Annotated in this window: 13 protein-coding genes; 8 read left to right on the top strand and 5 right to left on the bottom strand. The window is 35.5% G+C overall.

Features of this window, described 5'->3' with window-relative positions; all coding sequences use genetic code 11:
* Positions 1-232 precede the first annotated feature (232 nt).
* The gene (locus BM383_RS14010) at positions 233-4,801 is read right to left on the bottom strand and encodes a translocation/assembly module TamB domain-containing protein (protein WP_245766593.1); all 4,569 of its coding nucleotides are present in this window, start codon (positions 4,799-4,801) and stop codon (positions 233-235) included.
* 27 nt (positions 4,802-4,828) lie between these two features.
* Here BM383_RS14010 and tsaD point away from each other — a divergent pair, with 27 nt between their 5' ends.
* The 7 genes from tsaD to BM383_RS14045 all read left to right on the top strand — a co-directional run bounded on the left by tsaD (position 4,829) and on the right by BM383_RS14045 (position 10,997).
* The gene (gene tsaD, locus BM383_RS14015) at positions 4,829-5,851 is read left to right on the top strand and encodes a tRNA (adenosine(37)-N6)-threonylcarbamoyltransferase complex transferase subunit TsaD (protein WP_093025772.1); all 1,023 of its coding nucleotides are present in this window, start codon (positions 4,829-4,831) and stop codon (positions 5,849-5,851) included.
* 30 nt (positions 5,852-5,881) lie between these two features.
* Positions 5,882-6,589, top strand: coding sequence for a 16S rRNA (uracil(1498)-N(3))-methyltransferase (locus tag BM383_RS14020; protein ID WP_093025773.1), 708 nt, complete (start codon positions 5,882-5,884; stop codon positions 6,587-6,589).
* Positions 6,590-7,231 (top strand): DUF4159 domain-containing protein, encoded by a 642-nt coding sequence (locus tag BM383_RS14025; protein ID WP_093025774.1) that lies wholly within the window; start codon positions 6,590-6,592, stop codon positions 7,229-7,231.
* A gap of 3 nt (positions 7,232-7,234) precedes the next feature.
* Entirely contained in the window at positions 7,235-7,738 is a 504-nt protein-coding gene (locus BM383_RS14030) for a TrmH family RNA methyltransferase (RefSeq protein WP_093025775.1), read from the top strand.
* A gap of 62 nt (positions 7,739-7,800) precedes the next feature.
* Positions 7,801-8,889: an AI-2E family transporter gene (locus BM383_RS14035; RefSeq protein WP_093025776.1), complete on the top strand. Its 1,089-nt coding sequence runs from the start codon at positions 7,801-7,803 to the stop codon at positions 8,887-8,889.
* A 7-nt stretch (positions 8,890-8,896) separates the two neighbouring features.
* A complete protein-coding gene (locus BM383_RS14040) occupies positions 8,897-10,090 on the top strand; it encodes a class I SAM-dependent methyltransferase (RefSeq protein WP_093025798.1) in 1,194 nt (397 codons plus the stop codon).
* Complete coding sequence (locus BM383_RS14045) at positions 10,080-10,997, top strand: alpha/beta hydrolase (RefSeq protein ID WP_093025777.1); 918 nt, start codon at positions 10,080-10,082, stop codon at positions 10,995-10,997. The genes BM383_RS14040 and BM383_RS14045 overlap by 11 nt, the downstream gene beginning before the upstream one ends.
* A gap of 13 nt (positions 10,998-11,010) precedes the next feature.
* Here BM383_RS14045 and BM383_RS14050 read toward each other — a convergent pair whose 3' ends face one another.
* Both BM383_RS14050 and BM383_RS14055 read right to left on the bottom strand, forming a co-directional pair.
* Positions 11,011-13,896, bottom strand: a complete 2,886-nt coding sequence (locus tag BM383_RS14050) for a sugar-binding domain-containing protein (RefSeq protein WP_093025778.1) — start codon at positions 13,894-13,896, stop codon at positions 11,011-11,013.
* Complete coding sequence (locus BM383_RS14055) at positions 13,880-16,339, bottom strand: beta-galactosidase (protein WP_177229132.1); 2,460 nt, start codon at positions 16,337-16,339, stop codon at positions 13,880-13,882. The genes BM383_RS14050 and BM383_RS14055 overlap by 17 nt, the downstream gene beginning before the upstream one ends.
* Before the next feature lie 188 nt (positions 16,340-16,527).
* Here BM383_RS14055 and BM383_RS14060 point away from each other — a divergent pair, with 188 nt between their 5' ends.
* Positions 16,528-17,970 carry an energy transducer TonB gene (locus BM383_RS14060; RefSeq protein ID WP_093025780.1) on the top strand — a complete coding sequence of 481 codons (1,443 nt, stop codon included), beginning with the start codon at positions 16,528-16,530 and terminating at the stop codon, positions 17,968-17,970.
* Between the two features lie 80 nt (positions 17,971-18,050).
* On the opposite strand, the gene BM383_RS14065 is transcribed toward BM383_RS14060, so the two are convergent.
* Positions 18,051-18,611 carry a hypothetical protein gene (locus tag BM383_RS14065; RefSeq protein WP_093025781.1) on the bottom strand — a complete coding sequence of 187 codons (561 nt, stop codon included), beginning with the start codon at positions 18,609-18,611 and terminating at the stop codon, positions 18,051-18,053.
* Positions 18,612-18,788: 177 nt separating this feature from the next.
* Positions 18,789-19,091: a hypothetical protein gene (locus tag BM383_RS14070; protein WP_093025782.1), complete on the bottom strand. Its 303-nt coding sequence runs from the start codon at positions 19,089-19,091 to the stop codon at positions 18,789-18,791.
* Positions 19,092-19,273 lie beyond the last annotated feature (182 nt).

Below are 19,273 nucleotides of genomic sequence, written 5' to 3' on the forward strand. Positions count from 1 at the left end.
AAAGCTTTATTTTAACGATTTATCATTTTCAAACGTTGTCGTTAATAAATTTAAATATTATCCACCTTTGAAATTTCAATTTCTCAGAATTTTAAAAGTTTATTTTACTATTATGATTTAAAATGATGAAAAATAACCAAATTCAAAAGTGTAGTAAAATGCGGAAATAATACAATTTAGAAGAGGATGATTGATTTTTTTAGTGATCAAGTTTTGCTATAAGAGGGAATTTTTATTGGCTATTGTCTTTTTTCTTAGAATTAGAGTTTTTAGATTTCATTTTTACCAAACCATTATCACCCTGAGTTTCGATTACCTTGTTTTCAGCTTGTTTCTGCTTTTCTGCAGCTTCTCTAGCTTTTCTTTCTTGCTCAGGATCATTGTCTAAATACTCTTCTTCCTCTTTTTTACCATTAAAAATAATGCGCCATAACTCTCCAAAGGTATCAAAGTCTACTTGGTAGGACAATCCTACACCCTGTGTGTAGCCTTGGGTAGATGCTAAGAAATCCTGAATTTCCGTTTGTTTATTGAAGACTTTTGCACTCAAAGTTCCTTCATCATTCAATAATATTTGAACTTCTGCATCTCCTGCAACTACCGTTTCAGTAACGCCTCCAACCGGAACTCCAATTTTTCCATTGAATAAAATACGATCACTAATCTGAGTTGAAATAGTTACACCAAACTGATCATCTGTACGGTAGTCATACGTTGGGCTGTTTACACCAACTTCATAGGATAGCCCAATATTTAACTTATTATCACTACCGCCCAATTGATTATTGATTTGACTAAAAAGTGATTCTGAAAGCGTAGTAGTAGCAACTCCCTGCAAAGCAGCATTGGTATTATCTCCCACAAAAGTTCCACTGGAAAGCAAGTAAATAGCTTGTAGTTGCCTTTGGTTGTTATCTTGTAGACGATAATTGAGCTCCGAAGCCATTACCGGGTTCGTATCAGGAAATTCAATATCAAAACTGGTGGTTGGATTCATCAATTCACCATCTAAATTTATAATAACATTGGTGCGAATTTTGCGATTAAATTGATTGTTTTCTAATAATAATGATGGATTTGCATTTAAGCTATACATCGCTTTTAAATCTCTCAATGTAGCTCTGGTAGGATCTCCTTCCCAAGTAATACTTCCTCCAGGTTGTACCGTAAATGTTTTGTTGATAAGACCGTAATTCTTAAAATTATAGGTTCCTTCTGTTGTAATAAAATCACCCCACATGTTGAATTTTCCATTGGTGTTGATTTCCATGAGTAGCGTACCTTCACCACGACCTCTAAGTGTACTTCCTGTTTTACGGTCTGTTACAATTTCAATTTCTGCTTTTGGATTGACGGTTAAATCAAAATTTAATTCCAATCCGGAATATTCTTTTAATTTTCTCTCTGCAGCTGCTTCACGACTTTCGTGCTTGTTGATAAATTCAATAAAGGAATCGTCTCCAATGGAAACAGCATCGTTGATAGGTATTTTAAATGACGTCCCACTTTCTGTAGTTCCGGTTACATCAATTGTTAGTGCATCTACCGAACCATAAATGTCTGCAGTTCCTCTCATGAAGGCAGTTCCGTAGAACAATGTTTCACCGTCGTCTTCGGTATTTAAAACTAAAAACCGCTCGTTGTTTGTAATAAGACCAAGATCTAAACTCCAATCTTCAAAATTACGATGCATGATACTTCCGTCTAAAAGAGCGGAAGTATTAAAAGCAGTATCGGTAAGCGTAACATTATCAAAATTAAAAGCACCTTCAGAAATAACTACTTTTGAAGCTTCTGAAAAGTCTACATCCAATCCTAAATAGGGTATTTTTAATCCGGCTCCAAATAAGTTAAGAAGTCCATTAATTTCTGGATTAGAAACTTTTCCTGTAATGGTAGCATCGCCGGTAACTACACCTCGCATATCTGAAAGTACAATTCCGCCCAACGGACTGAAAGGTGCAATATCCAGATTTCGTAAATTCATAATGAGGTCTAGATTTTCTTTTCCGTCATCAAAATTTATGTTTCCATTGATGTTGAGACTTTCTATATTTTCATTTAAGATTTCAATATTTACATTGTAATCGGTTAATGACTCGTTACCAATAATGCTTGCGTTGAAATCGCCAAGTTCATGATCGTTTAGCACAAAATCTTTGATCATTAAATTGGAAGTAGGTAAATACACTTTGTTTTTCTGCAGCATAGTGAAATCACCATTTACAACTCCGGCCATAGAAAGACTGTCAATACTTGGAGTTATGTTGGCTAGCTGTACATTACTAAATTGCAGATTTACATCTTTATAAGTGGTATCAATAACTTTTCCTTTTAAATTGATAATTTCATCATCATGATTCATTACAATTTTTTTGATAATGATAGAATCTAACTTTTTATCAAAAACAACTTTGTTTTCAATATTGTTTTCTTGGTTTAGATACCAAGTATTTCCTTTGAAAGTAACATCAGATGTTTTTAATCCAACCACCGATTGTTGATTTTTATTAAAAGTGTGGTAGAAGTTTAAATTGAATTTATCAGCATCATTTTTAGTTCCGGCGAACTCTGTTCTAAAGAAAAGCGTGTCATTAATGGTAGAGTTGATCAAATTAAAATCTTTGATGTCGTAGTATTTATTTTTTACAGAACCAACCTCAATAAACGTATTATACAAAGGGTTTTTATTGTCCACACGTAAATTGATATCATCCATTACGTAACCAAAAACGTCTATCTGTGGTGACTGAAAGTTCAGTTTAAACATATTGTTTTCAGACTTGATACTTCCTCTAATGTTGGTATTGGCGGCAAATTCAACTTCAGGATAAAAAACATCAATAATCTTATCATAGATTTTGAAATGAAAATTGATGAATTGATCTTTATCTATTTTATGAGGATTGTAATTTGGATAAATACTTCCAATAGAATTTTCAACCAACTGAATAATTTGATTGAACTTGAATTTTCCTTCTACCGATCCAGAAACGATATCTGGTGAATTAATATCGATGGTTCTCACATTGTCTTGATCAAACTTGGATGTGATAGCGAAATCGTCAAAATAATAATCGTTGTTTTGATTGATATAGGAAGTTTTGGTAAACTTGATACTTCCTTTCATATTATCAATATCATTTCCGCTAAGATCAATATTGATGTTTCCTTTGAATTGAGAAATGCTATCTCTTTTTACAAAGTTTAATGCATTTAGATCGGCATAACCAACAGAAGTATTAAAAGCAAAAATGTTCTCTTCCGAAGAAAAATCAGCTAAACCTTGAAATGTAAATTGAAAATTTTTGTCATAAGATTTTAAATACCCGTTGAAAAGTTGATTTTGCAATCTACCTCTTATCACCGCATTTCTATAAGTGTATTTATTGTAATTAAGCTTGCTTATTTTACCACGAACTTCGGTATTTAGATTTTTTTGATTGAATCCTTTTCCGTCAACATCTACCGCAAGCGATACTTTACCAATGCTTTCAGTTCGGGTATATTTGCTCACATTGAAATCTTCTAAAATAATATGACCTTTATAAGAAGCATTATCAATATCATTAATATTACTGATGGAAAGATTGGATATAGCGGTACCAATTTGAGTAGTAAGTTTGATATCGGTATTTAAATAACTTTCTGCAATGGTTGTTTTTCCTTGAATAGTGAACTGACCAAATCTGGAAAAATTACTAGGAAGTCTGTGTCCAAGTAAATTGGGCAGCAAACCAGCTAGTTGGTAATAATTGGAAGTAATATTTTCTATACTTCCTTCAATTTTATAGGGTTTATCACTATCAAATAGGTTGGAAAAGTTGTAATCACCTTTTATAAAAGATGTTTCCGAAACCACATTAAGGTCGGTAGTTTTGAGTTCGTTCAAAGTTCCCGAAACATTGGTAGAGAATACTACAGTTTTGTCTTTTCCAAACTCATCGTAGAACATATTGACATCATCAAGATTTACCAGTGAGTTTTTGAAATTCCCAGAAACCTTTACTTTATTCATGAAATCGGCAAAATCCTTTCGTTCATAATCAAAGTAAACGTTTCCAGTAACTTTAGATTTTTTGGTAGAAATCTCAAAGTCGGTAAGTTTCATTTGTTCTTTGGTGTACGCAAAATCTCCGGCTAATTTATCTACGCGTAACCCTGTTTCTGTAAGGAAACCCATGTGATTAATGCTCGCAGTAACATTGGGTCCTTCTAGTTTAAAATCTTCAATTTCGGTAAAAAGCTCTCCAAAATTTAATTTTACAGGACTTTCGCTATTTTCATCAATAAAACGGAATTTTCCATTTTCAAGATCGATGTTAGAAAATTCTAATATAAATGGAGTAGTGCTTGTGGTAGTATCATTTCCTTCTAGCTTGGCTACAAAAACATCTAGGTTGCTATTACTTTCCCCTTTGTAAGTTCGTATATTAAAAACGGGATCTTCTAAATCTACATCTCCAAAATCTAGATTACTATCAAATATTTTTTTAACGCTTAGGAGCGAAGTGCTCAGTTTCTTTACATAAATAAGCGTGTCTTGCTCGTAGTCTTTTATAAACACACTTTTCATATACACATCACCATAAAAGGTAACGTGTATTTTATCTATGTTGATACTAGTTCCGTAACTTTCGTTAAGAGAATTGGTAACCTTTTTGGCAATAAAGGTTTGCACTGGCGGTAAAGACAGCGCTATAACAAGCAAAAGCAGGAAAATAAGAATTCCTGCTAAAATGCGTAGAAGTATTTTTCTAAGTTTTTTGATACCGCTATATGTTTTACCTTTGTCTTCCAAATTCAAATACTATTCCAAAAAGGATTTATGCAAACTGCACATACGTATATTTTAGCTATTGAATCGTCTTGTGACGATACCTCGGCCGCTGTTTTGTACAACGGAAAAGTACTTTCTAATGTTGTGGCAAACCAGAAAATTCATGAAGCATATGGCGGAGTTGTTCCGGAACTTGCTTCTAGAGCGCATCAACAAAATATAGTACCTGTTGTCCATCAGGCATTGGCCAAGGCAAATATCGATAAAAAACAATTATCTGCCATAGCTTTTACACGAGGACCTGGATTAATGGGAAGTTTATTGGTAGGAACGTCATTTGCCAAGTCTCTGGCATACGGTTTAGAGATTCCTTTGATAGACGTGAATCACATGCAAGCCCATATTTTAGCGCATTTTATTGATGAAGAAGGTTTTGATAAACCCGATTTTCCTTTCTTAGCTTTGACCATAAGTGGCGGACATACACAAATTGTAAAAGTGAATAGCTATTTTGATATGGAAGTGATAGGGGAAACCATTGATGATGCAGTGGGTGAAGCTTATGATAAAAGTGCAAAGATTCTTGGGATGCCTTATCCGGGAGGACCTTTGGTAGATAAATTGGCACAAGAAGGTAATCCTAAAGCATTTCCATTTACCAAACCAAGAGTGGATGGACTTAACTTTAGTTTCAGTGGTTTAAAAACTGCTATTATGTATTTTGTACAGAACAATGTAAAAGAAGATCCTGATTTTGTAGAAAAGCATTTAGCTGATATTTGTGCTTCTATTCAGTATACCATTATCAACATTATAATGGATAAGTTGAAAAAGGCTGTAAAACAAACCGGTATTAAACAAATAGCTATAGGAGGAGGTGTTTCTGCCAATTCAGGTATTCGGTCTACGTTGAAAGATGCGGAAAGAAGATATGGCTGGAAGACGTTTGTTCCTAAATTTGAATATACTACAGACAACGCAGCCATGATTGGTATTGTTGGCTATTTGAAATATCTAGAAGGTGACTTTGCTGATGAGAACGTAGCGGCAAAAGCGCGTTATCACTTGTAAAATTGTATATTGCTCATAAATTTTTTCTGAATGCAGTTATTTTATAATCCATCCATAGAAGCTGAAAGTACGCAGTTTATTTTTGATAATACTGAAAGTAAGCATATTGTAAAAGTGCTTCGCAAAACAGAGGGTGATATTTTACACATTACCAATGGGAAAGGGTATCTTTTTACAGCAGAAATCGTGAATGCACATCATAAAAACTGTGAGGTAAAGATTTTGAAGGCTGAAATACAGCACAAACGTCATTATTACCTGCACATGGTGGTAGCACCTACAAAAATGAACGATCGGTATGAATGGTTTTTAGAAAAATCTACCGAAATTGGTGTAGATGAAATTACGCCCATTATTTGCGATCATTCTGAAAGAAAGGTGGTGAAAGAAGAGCGTTTTGAGAAAATCATTCAATCTGCCATGAAACAATCACTATCCTGTTATTTGCCTAAACTGAACAAAGCCATTACTTTTTCAGAATATATTGATCAGAAACATACAGGTTTGCTGTTTATAGCACATTGCGAAGACGAAGAAAAATACTCATTAAAACGCCGAGCGATCATAGATAACGATGTCACAATACTTATTGGTCCGGAAGGTGATTTTTCCATAGAGGAAATCAAAACGGCTATTGATAAAGGTTTTGCTCCCGTAAGCTTAGGTGATCAACGTTTACGAACAGAAACAGCCGCAATTCTAGCTGTACATACCGTGGCGCTTAATAATATGTTTTAAATGAAGAAAATTGTAGTATTCATATTACTGATTGCTAGCTTGCAACTTTCTGCACAGGAAATTGCGCTATTGAAATACAAAGGAGGAGGAGATTGGTATGGAAATCCTACTTCGTTACCCAATCTTGTTCAATTTTGCAATGCACATGTTGGTACCAAACTAAATACAAAACCAGCAACAGTAGAACCTGGTAGCACTGATATTTTTCAGTATCCATATATACATATGACGGGGCACGGAAATGTGTTTTTCTCTCAAGAAGATGCAGAGAACCTTCGAAGCTATTTATTGTCTGGTGGTTTTTTGCATGTAGATGATAATTACGGAATTCGAGAATATTTAGAGCGCGAAATGAAAAAGGTTTTTCCAGATAAGGAGTTGGAAGAACTTCCTGTAAATCACCCTATTTTTCATCAAACCTATGAGTTTGCTAATGGATTGCCTAAGATTCATGAACATGATGGAAAACGTCCTCAAGCTTTTGGAATCTTCGAAAAAGGAAGATTGATTTTTCTATTTACATACGAAAGTGATTTAGGCGATGGTTGGGAAAATGAAGAAGTACATCATGATCCGGAAGAAGTTCGACTAAAGGCGCTTCGTATGGGTGCGAATATAATTCAATATGTGTTTGAAAATTAAAAGATGCAATTAACCCACGATCAGAATAAATTTCAGCAAAAAACATTTCCAATAACCATTGTGTGTGATGCCATCACATCACCAGCGAATGTTGGAGGTATTTTTAGAGCTGCAGATGCATTTGGAGCAGAAAAGGTGATCTTTTGCGGTTCGCTATTACCCGATTTCGGAAAACGAATGCAAAAGACTTCCAGAAGTACTGAAAAATATGTTCCTTTTGAATTTTCAGAAACCATACTAACAACTTTAGAGAGTTTAAAAGAAGATGGTTATAAATTGTTGGCATTGGAAATTACCGAAAACAGTACGCCATTGCAACAGCTTCAACTTTCGAAAACCGATAAAATAGCGATTATTATAGGAGCAGAACGTTTAGGGGTTTCTGAAGAAGTACTAAACTTGGCAGATGTAATTAGCCATATAGAAATGTTTGGCAATAATAGTAGTATGAATGTTGCTCAGGCATTGACCGTGGCGCTTTATCAGGTTACTAAATGTATTTCTTAAATCTCACGTTTCAACCTAATTATTTTTAAAGTATCTTCGAAGCTACCTAATAACAACTAATCATGAATTCTAAAACAATAGCTAACGGTATTTTACGGGCGTTCTTCATTATAGCTGCCATAGTATTGGGTATTTATTTTATGAATATCATTCTTCCGGTAATTTTATACATTGTCTTGGCGCTTATCATTACGTTGATAGGAAGACCATTTGTGATGTTGCTAAAACACAGATTACGATTTCCGAATACGGTTGCAGTGGCGGTAACCATGAGTATAATGTTGTTAATATTTGCTGGTTTTGTGAGTTTATTTATTCCTTTAATTATTAAGCAGAGCGAAAATTTATCGTTGCTAAATATGGCGGAATTGCGTACCAATTTACACAGTATGTATATAGATTTTGTATCGTACTTTTCTAGGCAAGATATCAATATTGAAAAGGAGTTGGAACAGGCTCATATTTTGAACAGTATTAACTTCGATTTTATACCGGGATTTATCAATGGATTTATAGGATTTTTAGGGTCTTTTACCATTGGATTATTTTCGGTTTTGTTCATTACTTTTTTCTTGTTGAAAGATGCAAAAATGATAGAACGTATCATCATGGCCTTGGCACCAAAAAGTAAGAAACGCCACTTCAAAAGAAGTATGGATACCCTGAAGATTTTATTGTCTAGATACTTCATTGGTCTAGGGATTCAAATCGGAATTTTATTTGTTATTTATACGATTACTTTGCTCATTTTTGGAATTGAAAATGCTGTAGTAATTGCCTTTCTTTGTGCGCTTATAAATTTGATTCCATATTTAGGTCCGTTAATTAGTTTTTTCTTGATGATTATCTTAACCATGACCAGCAATATTGGGCATGATTTTACTACTTACGTTTTACCACGAACCGTGTATGTGATGATTGGTTTTATCATAGGGCAGGGGATAGATAATTTCTTTAGTCAACCATTTATATTTTCTAATAGTGTTAAAAGTCATCCACTGGAAATATTTTTGGTGATCATCATTGCTGGTTTACTTTCTGGACCTGTGGGAATGGTGTTTTGTATTCCGGCATATACTGCTTTAAAGGTGATTTTAAAGCAATTTTACCCGCAAAATAAGTTTGTTAGGTTACTTACCAAAAATTTATAGTATTACTTTGAATAAATATATTTTAAATACTGATATTCATAATTTTATAAAAAATAATATCAATACTGACATTTCGTCACTTTTGTTTAAAAAGCCTTTGTTTGACAGTGTGTCCAATAAAGAGCTGGTGGAACAACTTATTGGAAAGAAAAAGTGTGAAAAGAAGCTACCGTTATGGTTTGAAACTAACGGAATATATTACCCACCAAAATTGAATCTAGAACAAACATCTTCTGAAGAAACAGCCGCTTATAAAGCTTCGCTTCTTGGAGGAAAACGTATAGTAGATATAACCGGAGGTTTTGGTATAGATGCTTATTATTTTAGTTTGCAATATGGTGAAGTGGTTCATTGTGAACTACAAAATTGGCTTAGTGAAATTGTACAACATAATGCTTTAACACTAGGAAGGGAAAACCTACAATTTTATAAAGGGGATGGACTTGAATTTTTAGAAGAAACCAATGATTTTTTTGATGTTATATATGTAGATCCTTCCCGAAGAAACGATGCTAAAGGAAAGGTATTTATGTTGGCAGATTGTTTACCCAATGTACCTAATAATTTGGAATTATTGTTTTCGAAATCGGATACCATTATGATTAAAACTTCTCCTATTTTGGATATTTCAAATGGTTTGGAGGAGTTAAAAAATGTCGCTGAGATACATGTAGTGGCACTTCAAAATGAAGTAAAAGAATTGCTTTGGATCTTACGTAAAAATCATACTGATTCTATTCAAATGAAGACGGTAAATTTAGGAGGTAATTCACCTATAAATTTTGACTTTAATTGGGAAGAAGAACCCACGTTGGAAACATCTTTTTCAGCGCCGAAAAAGTACTTATATGAACCCAATTCTGCCATCATGAAGGCAGGTGCTTTTAAATCTATTTCGGTACAGTTTGGATTGTCTAAGTTGCATCAACATTCACACCTTTATACGAGTGATGAATTGGTGGACTTTCCAGGGAGAGTTTTTGAAATAGTTTCAATTTTACCTCATTCGAAAAAGGTCCTTAAGCAAGAATTGGGAGGAACAAAAGCTCACATCACCTCCAGAAATTTTCCTGATAAACCAGATGTTTTCCGGAAGAAGTATCGTGTCAAAGATGGTGGAGACGTTTATATATTTTTAACAACAAACTTGGCAGAAGAGAAGTTAGTAATCATTACAAAAAAGGTATCGTATGTCCACTAATCGGTTTTTCATGTGGATGAAACGTTTTCTAATCGGAATTTCATTCTTGTTACTGATGGCTTTAGCAGTAGTTTATTGGTATGTGCCACGTTTGGTTATTGAAATCAAAAATCCTTTGCTTTACCATCCTAGGACGTATGCACATACCTATCCATCAACTTTTCCTGATGGTGAAATGGTTTCTTTAAAGTCTTATGACGGTGTTTCCTTAGTAGGTTATTTGTCGTACACTTCTATTGAAGCTAAGGGGACTATTATTTTACTACACGGCATTAGAGGAGGTAAGGAAGATTATATATCACTGTGTGAGCAATTGCACGCTAGCGGGTATCATACCTTTGCACTCGATTTGCGAGCTCATGGCGCTAGTGGAGATGTCTTCAATACTTTTGGAGCGAAAGAACGATATGATGTAGGTACTGTAGTTGACTTTCTGAAGGCGCGACAACTACCTCATATTGGCGTTTGGGGAAGATCTTTAGGCGGTGCTATAGCATTGCAAGCGTTGGTAATTGACAAGCGACTGGAGTATGGAATTATCGAAAGTACTTTTTCTGATTTCAATGCTGTAGTGCATAATTACACGGAACTGTTTACCGGTATTGATAGTCGATATTTTAGTGATTTCTTAGTGAAACGGGCAGGAGCATTGGCAACATTTGATCCTAAAGTGGTGAAGCCTGTTGTGGCCTGTGAGGCTATTACGCAACCCGTTTATATGAGCCATGGAACTGCTGACCGTAGAATTCCGTTTACGGATGGAGAAGCTAATTTTAATGCCCTTAGCAGCGTTCAAAAGGAATTTGAGTCTATCCCTAATGCGACACATGGAAACGTGTGGTATATTGCCGGAGAAGCGCATTATCGTAAAATTTTAGATTTTTTAAATCAAAATACAATTAATTAGAAATCTCCTTAACTTACTTGTGCAGATCTGGTTTTAATTCATCCGGACTGTCATTAGAAAAGTTGTTAAACTGTTGTTGAGAAGGTTCTGTAAACAGCTTTTCAATAGTGCTTACGGGTATTTTGGTTGTAGGGTTGAAGGCATCAGAATTCATATAACGTACTACACCTGCGTAGAATTGTTTTACTACCGGATCTTCCTCATTTGAAAGATCAAAACTTGTAAGCAGTAATGTACCATTTCCACATTGCACTTCTACTACCGAAGCCAATCTTCTATTCATAAACCAAGTATCTATAGGCTGTACAATAGGTTTGTAATCTGTAGGGAAATCTTCCAAATTTATCACAGGCGCTTTGTTTACCAAAGACCACCATTGTACATCGCTATGGGGTGCTGAAGGGAAATCATTAAACAAAGGATGTTTGTTGGCAACAAGCATTCCTAAGGTATGTGGCGGACGCATTTGAAACCAGGAGGTATTCCAGAAAACAGGCATAAAGTGTTGTGCTATTTCAGTACCTTTTAAAAGTGTTTTGTTTACGGTTAGCAACACTTTTCCACCTTTATCTAATATTTGTTTTGCCTTGACGTCTAAAGTGTCTGTTTGATAAAATTCAGGAGTTGGAATAGTTACTTTTGAAGGATATACCCAAAAATTCCAGCTATTGTGATAGGGAGTATCTTCAATATGCAATGAAAAGTTCAATTGCGTTGCTGTTGTAATTTCGGAAGGGTTGAATGTAAAAGGAGTAAAGGTGTTTAGTCCCATAGCAATATCAGTTTCTGCAAGAGATCCTTTCGCCAATACTTTTCCGGCTTTGGTAGTAATTTCCCAAGCTATAGTGGAATGTAAGCTGCTTCCGGAATAATTAGAGATTTGTGGTGTAAACTGAATAGGTTCTGCATTGGTAAATGTAAATTTCTTTAATTGTACTAATGGTACCACTTCATTACAATACGTAGTAAAGTCAGCTTTGTCTGTATATGGTTTTTCATCCCAAAAAGCATCTAACAAGCCAACAATAGCGCTTCCTTGTCCGGGATAATCACTTAACGAAAGCAGTTGATATCCGGCATAGCCCGGAGTTCGTAATGCTTTCTCAATAGTGTATTTATACATTAGTTGTTGCAATGCCCCCGATGCCATTAGAAAGTCATTTGCTTGTGCTAGCATATAATGGTCTGCCAAGTCTTCCTGAAACATTTCAAAATTACGTGCTTGGTAAACTCCGGTATATTTTTCAATCTCTTCAAAATTAGGAAACACACAATATTGTCCCATTTCGTGGGCTACAAATGGCACATGGAAGCTACTAATTTCTTTACTGAAGTTTTGAATACTTTGGGGTTGATGGTTTTTCCAATCCAAATCTCGCGCTCCTCCACGTACCTGAATTTCGTTATTAGGAATCACTGGCCAACTGCCACCTACAGAACCACCAGCATACAAACGACGTGGATCGCGTTTTTTCCAATACTCATTAAAAGTGCTTAAATATGCAATTTGATTGCCACGAGGTTCGTTTCCATAGGCCATAAATGTGTACGAAGGTGCATTTCCGTAGTAATATTCCATTTTTTTTGTTTCCTCATAGATATATGCATCTACCGGGCGACCTGTTCCTAAATTGGTGCCATGGTTAGCCCAACTAGGACCTTCTGCAAGTAAATAGATACCTACGAGGTCTGCGGCAGTAAAGGCAGCTTGTGGCGGACACCAGGAATGGTACCGAACATGATTGAGTCCGTATGATTTTATTTTTTTGAATAGGTCTACCCAAAAAGGTACTTCCATTTCAGGATATCCGGTAAGCGGAAAAACAGCATTGTCTAGCGTTCCTCTTAAAAATAAAGGAAGCTGATTCACTAATAAAGTGCGCTCTTGTGTTGTAACAGTACGTAGTCCGGTGGTAAGCGTGTAGTGATCTTTGATTTTCTTTTCTTGTAAATCAACTTGAAACTGATACAAAGTAGGATGATGAGCATCCCAAAGTGCAAGTGTTGTACCAAGCGGAACGGTAAACTCCAAGGTATCTGCAACTCCTTTAAAGCGATACTCAACGGAGGTATTGGGAATGGTTAAATTTTCTTCTGAAGTATTTACTGTATGTCCGGAAAATCTCAGCGTTCCTTTATGGGTTTTATAATTGTTTGATTTGATAAGAACAGCAAATGTGGCTGTTTTATCTTTGATATTCGGATAACATTGAACATTTTCAATAGTGATTTCAGGAGTGGCAATCAGTTTCATTTTTCCAATGATACCGTTCCAGTTTCCTTGAGTATGATCTGTAATGCTATGTGAATCGGGACCTACATTAACGGTTTTCATATCGTTAGTAACCCGAAGCGTCAATCGGTGTTTTCCGGGAGTGGCATACTTAGTCAAATCAAAAACATGTGGTGCCACCAAACTGTTTTCTGAAGCAATAAGTTGTCCGTCAAAATACAAAGTGCTTTCAGAATGTACTCTTTCAAAAAATACTTGAACCTGTTTGTGGTTCCAATCTTTTGGGATGGTAATGTTTTTACTATACCAGGCAACTCCTAAATATTCTTGTTTTGGAGTAAGCCAAAAAGGGAATTTAGGTTCCGGACTTCGGTATTTGGCTAATCTTGGATGGAAATAAAATGAACTATCATAAATGCTGCCGGTCCATTTTGTTTGCAAGGTAACCTTACGTCCTTTTCCTCTTTGGCGAATAGACCCCGGAAGTAAGATGGAGTCTGAAAGAGCTTGTTCATACCAATGCTCAGTAATACCAACATCAGAAATATCGGTTTGAAAATTCCAATACCCTTCTAAATCTAAGGTGTCGCGGGTTTGTGCGTTTAGGTATAAATTCCCTATCAAAAGGAAAAGCCAGGTATATCGAATGTTAAAAAGTGAATTCATAAACAGGAATTGTAGTAATGTTTAGTAAAAGAGCAGGCTGAGTTTGTGTAAATGTCGTAGATACTTCCGGCTCTAGGTATGGTAAATGTTCTGGTAACAGCGGTGTAATTTCTAACGTATAGTTTTCTGCTTCATGTTGCTGTATGCGTTGGTAACTCATGGTTTTAGCAGTTCCGTTGTAATAATCGTCTTCAATAATAACATCATTTGCATAAAGTGCCGCAGTGTTTCCTTGGTATTGCAAGACTATTTTAAGGTCCGAAATTCCTTTAGGTAATTGTTGAGGAAATTCTAAAACATAACGTTTTCCGTGTAGATCCTCAGTCAATTGCGTTGCATATGCTGGGCGAGACGGTGTTGTATTTCTTAGATTAGACAGATAGCTTGTATACGCAGGAGTATCGGTAATCTCTTTAAACGAAATTTGAGGTACTGCTACTTTGGAAAGTTGTATTTGATAATGACTCAAAAAACCTTCGGATGTTTGTTTTTTAAGCGCTTTTCCTCGTTTTTTTAATTCTGGAAACGCATAGATATCCGTTGTAGTTTCGGTGGTTTGTGTGTGAAATTCATCAGCAACAGCATCGTACCAAAGCGATTGATCGCAGATGATAAATTGTTGTCCTTTAGCAGTTTCAAAAACATAGCTGTTCAGTGCTTCAGCTTCATTCAACACTAACAAAGTATAGGTATTTCCGTCTTTAGATGTGATTTCAACAGTACAGTTTTTTCCGGGAGTTAATTCCTTAACCACATAATGTTTCTCCAATTTTGTAACCGTTCCGTTGGTTTTGATGTCTGCTATGTTATCGGAATTCAATACAAATTCAGCCGGAACTCCTTCCAACGGAGAATAAATCCAAAGCTTTTCTTTTGGCAATAGGGTTACAGGCTGTGCCAACGCATACGTTAACATGATATTTTCTGAAATAGGATACTGAAACGGAATACTACCCATGGTATTTTTAGGAATATCAATACTGCCTTCTAACGGAATACGCTGAGTTGTTGCTGAGGTTTTTATTTCGAAAACGGTTTCGGGATGTGCAACTAATTCTTGATGACGCGCATAGTTGTTATAGAAAATAAATCCGCTTTCTTTTTGATACCGAATGGCATAGCGTAAATCGGTAGTGTTTGTTGGTTCTGTAGGACTGTCTGCCGGAATAACAGCTAACATGGGCGCTAAGTATGCTCCATAACTTTGTACAAACAAATGCAGTTGCTTAAAGTAATTGTAAGAAGGTTGTGTAAAACCACTCTCAGATATAGGTGCCTGAAAATCGTATGAAATAATAGGGTAATCATTCGGATACGGAAAAACAGAACCTTTGCTTTCTTGCGTTCCGTACCCAAACGGACTCAGAGGATGTTGTACGCCGTGGTAAATATAATAGCCCAACATATTAGCGCCAACTCCCAACCGCGTATACGCAATTCCCATTAAATCTTTTGGAGCAATTATAGGGCGTCTGTGATAGGTGTTTTGAATACCACCACCCAATTCTACCGTTAAAAACGGATGTTTGTAAAGGGGAGTGCTATTCATGGCATCGTATTGCAGAATATCGTTACCAATGGTTTGGTCTCTGCGGTCTGTAACAAACGTATAGAGTTTATTGGGCGCTAAAGGTTTAGAATTTCCTGTCCATGGAGCCGCCGGATAACCACCCCATAGCGGAATGGTTTCAGTATCTGGAATACCCGTGCCGGGCCATCCGGTTACAAAATAGTATGGTACATCTATGCCCGCTTTCAAGGCTGCCTTTTTAAGCACCAAATAATAGTGATAGCCCCAACTTTCCGGACCATTGCTGCGTACTTCGTTATCCAATTGCACCCCAATAATTGGGCCGCCTTCTTTAAAATAGAAACCCTGTAATTGCTTAGCTATGGCTTTATAAAAAGTTTCAACTTCGGGCTGAATTTTTCCGTCTGTAAAAACTCTGTCAAATCCACCTTTTTGGTATTTCTTTACAAACCAATCTGGGAAACCACCGTTTCTGGTTTCGCCGTGAACCCACGGACCAATACGCACAACGGCTTGTAACTGGTGTTTTTTAATAAGTTGTAAAAAACGTTTCAGGTTGTTATTTCCTTCAAAATTAAAAGTTCCTTGTACTGCTTCGTGGTGAATCCAAAAGGTATAAAAACCAATTACTTGAATGCCGGAGGCCTTCATTTTTAGCAATGCAGTTTCCCACTGTTCTTTTGGGTATCTAGAAAACTGAAATTCGCCCATTACAGGAAAAATAGCTTGGTTGTTTTGGGTAAGGTAAAAGTTGTTTAAAGCAAGCGTGTTCCCCTGCGGATTGGTATTACTGCCTAAATGTATGTTAAGGTTTTCCTGATAGTTTACTGCAGTAGGAAGTTGAACCGAGTGCAGCTGTTGCCCCAAAGCAATACTGCTGCATAGCAGAGAAAGGAGTGCTAAAATCTTCATGTTGGTATTCATTATCTACCATCAAATGTAGTGGGAAGCATAGTAGCCTTTATCCTGTGGTTTCCTGTGCAGTGTTATGATTTAGCTGTTGAAATATTTATAAGTACTTATAAATTTATTTAATAACACCCTGAAAGTTTTTATGGCATAAAAAATGTATAGCACTCTATAACTTAAATAAGTATGCTATGCGTAAAATTACATTCTGGGTGTTGGCCATTGCTTTGGTGGGGTGCAAGCCCGAAACCAAACAAAAAGAGAAAACAACACCAATGGTTGAATTGGAACAGCTAAAGCTTCCAATAATTTCAGAAGATACAATTCCCAAAGAAAAGGTTGTTGCTAAGCCCGACTCATCTACTACAGATACTGTAAAGTTGTTCAAAAAGAAACCAACTAAGGTACCTAAAGAAAAGTCAATAACAGCGTCTTTGGCTAGCAAGTTTATAAACAAGACAGTGCAGCATTTTGTAATTAATACTTCTAAAGATACTACTATACAATGCAAAGGAGGTACAAAAATTGCCATCGCAAAGAATTCATTTCAAACCAACAATCATAAAGTAATAACAGGAAATGTGAATTTGAGTGTGAACGAATTTAATACGTTGCCCAATATTCTCTTAGCAAATTTGTCTACCATGAGTGATGACAAAATTTTGGAAACTGGTGGAATGCTTTACCTGGAAGCTACCGCAAATGGAGAAACCTGTACGCTAAAAACCGATAAAAAGTTACAGCTTTATTTTCCTTACCAAGGAACAAAAAAGGAAATGCAATTATTTTATGGCACTACAAAGACCGATGAGGTAAATTGGGAATTGGCAGAAGAAAATGTAGTTTTTGTTTGTGAAATACCAGAAGTAGAACCAACATATCCTGGTGGTGACATAGCTATGAAGGCTTTCATTAATAAAGAATTAAAGTATCCTGCTTTGGCAGAAGAAAAAGGTATAAAAGGTAGGGTTATAGTTAGTTTTATGGTAGCAGAAGATGGTAGTATGCTTAATATGAAGGCTTCAGGAGCTCACTCATTACTCTGCAAGGAAGCTATTCGTGTAGTTAGTAAAATGCCTAAGTGGCAACCTGCTCAATATAGGGGTAATGCAGTAAGTGCTACACTTAGTTTACCAATTAGATTTAATATGCCAATTATTCAAGGTATTGATTATATAGACACGATGAGTACAATATCTAAAGCATCACTTAAACAAGCAGTGAAGAAAAATGATATGTCAAAGGTTTCTACAAATGCTCTTAATTATTATATTTTTTCCAGTGCCAAATTAGGTTGGATCAATTGTGACCGATTTTATAGTGATCCCTCTCCAAAAATTGATTATGTATTAAAAGATCAGTTTAAAAGTAACAGCAGTACCATGCTTGTGTTTCATAACATAAAAGCAGTAATGCGTTCATCAAGTATAGGGAGTAGCGCCATGTTTCATAAAGTTCCTTTGGGAGCTAAAGTAACTGTGGTATCTATTCAAAATAGAGATGAAGAATATTACTTGGCTACCAAAGAAACTACCGTGTCTAAAGATGGTATAACCAATTTAAACTATAAACCTGTAACCCTGGAACTTTTGGAAGCAGAAATAGCACAACTGCAAAGTTTGTGGAAACAGTGATGAATTGTTATAATCATATTTTATTTTGATCAGTACTAATATGACTTGTAGGGTTGAGGTTGTTTTCTCTTCATGTTCTTTTATCCAAACAGTTGAGGATTGATTCCTAATATGATTCCCCAAACAGATATATTTACACCTAAAACAAGAAATATGATTCCAAATAATTTCTTGCTAATCGGTATGGTCTCTCCAATTGATATTTCAATATTTTCAACAGCTAAAGGAGCTTGAAAAAACTGTTTTGTTTTCACTATAGATTTTTTGACAATTAAATCTTCTGGATTTTCAATTTCAACTTTATAAAGACCAGAATCCGAAATTTTGAATTGCAGATATTCAACCCCTATTTTTCCATTTTTCCTAAATCTAGGTCTCATAAAATTTTCTTCATAGTCAACTATCTTTTGATGGTCTTTGGTCTTAACCGAGATGTGAAAATTACTAGTATTACCAACGAATCCGCCTCCTATAATACTGAGAGTGTATTGTCCGGGTCTTTTGATCTCGAATTCTTTTTTCAGGTTATTAAATGGGAAACAACTAATTTCTTTGGCTTTAAATGATGTAACAGTCCATTTAACTCCAAAAAAGGTCATCGTCAATCCAATAAATCCTAAAACTATAAATAGTATCTGCATTTTCTTTAATTACCGCTAAAGTTGAGTATATGAAAAGTAAGAAAGTATGAAGCACTTTACTTTTAATTCCAATTAATGCACCTTATAGGCCATTGGTATTTACTACAAACGGTTTTGTTCCCTTGTTTTCCTGGAGTCCAACCAGTCATAGTTAATAATTTTTCTTTTAGTTCTTCTTTACACTTTTCTGTTGCATGAATTTTTTTTTAATTCGACATCAATTACTTTTCGTTTTTTATTAATTGTTAGAATCAGATAAATACTTCCAGAAATAATATTATCTCTTGTATAACAGTTAGAAAGAATCGGATCTAAGTCTGTGATTAAATAATCCATTAAGGCCTTATCATCATTTTGATATTGTGGCAGGGTCGCTGCGAAATCATAAATTGTACCACAATCATTATGTACCGATTGACCGAATGAGGGAAATCCAGCTGCAAAAATCAAAAAGGTCAATAGTGTTTGTAATCTTCTCATACTTTATTTTCGCATATAGTATCTCTCTCCACCAATATACAACTTTTTATAGCTAGCTGTAATGTATGTGCTAACTTTTACTACAAATAGATTCCACTAAAAAAAACCTCTTGCGGTTGTATGGGCAAGGGAGGTGTAGAGCAGATTCACGGCAAATCAATCTGATTGTATGTGTTTTATTT

The sequence above is a fragment of the Pustulibacterium marinum genome, from assembly GCF_900116665.1.
Lineage (GTDB): Bacteria > Bacteroidota > Bacteroidia > Flavobacteriales > Flavobacteriaceae > Pustulibacterium > Pustulibacterium marinum.

What these genes read in the sequence shown, in the direction of transcription:
- tsaD (WP_093025772.1), top strand. Translation starts at nt 4,829, where the DNA reads ATGCAAACTGCACATACGTATATTTTAGCTATTGAATCGTCTTGTGAC.
- BM383_RS14020 (WP_093025773.1), top strand. Translation starts at nt 5,882, where the DNA reads ATGCAGTTATTTTATAATCCATCCATAGAAGCTGAAAGTACGCAGTTT.
- BM383_RS14025 (WP_093025774.1), top strand. Translation starts at nt 6,590, where the DNA reads ATGAAGAAAATTGTAGTATTCATATTACTGATTGCTAGCTTGCAACTT.
- BM383_RS14030 (WP_093025775.1), top strand. Translation starts at nt 7,235, where the DNA reads ATGCAATTAACCCACGATCAGAATAAATTTCAGCAAAAAACATTTCCA.
- BM383_RS14035 (WP_093025776.1), top strand. Translation starts at nt 7,801, where the DNA reads ATGAATTCTAAAACAATAGCTAACGGTATTTTACGGGCGTTCTTCATT.
- BM383_RS14045 (WP_093025777.1), top strand. Translation starts at nt 10,080, where the DNA reads ATGTCCACTAATCGGTTTTTCATGTGGATGAAACGTTTTCTAATCGGA.
- BM383_RS14050 (WP_093025778.1), bottom strand. Translation starts at nt 13,896, where the DNA reads ATGAATTCACTTTTTAACATTCGATATACCTGGCTTTTCCTTTTGATA.
- BM383_RS14055 (WP_177229132.1), bottom strand. Translation starts at nt 16,339, where the DNA reads ATGAAGATTTTAGCACTCCTTTCTCTGCTATGCAGCAGTATTGCTTTG.
- BM383_RS14060 (WP_093025780.1), top strand. Translation starts at nt 16,528, where the DNA reads ATGCGTAAAATTACATTCTGGGTGTTGGCCATTGCTTTGGTGGGGTGC.
- BM383_RS14065 (WP_093025781.1), bottom strand. Translation starts at nt 18,611, where the DNA reads ATGCAGATACTATTTATAGTTTTAGGATTTATTGGATTGACGATGACC.
- BM383_RS14070 (WP_093025782.1), bottom strand. Translation starts at nt 19,091, where the DNA reads ATGAGAAGATTACAAACACTATTGACCTTTTTGATTTTTGCAGCTGGA.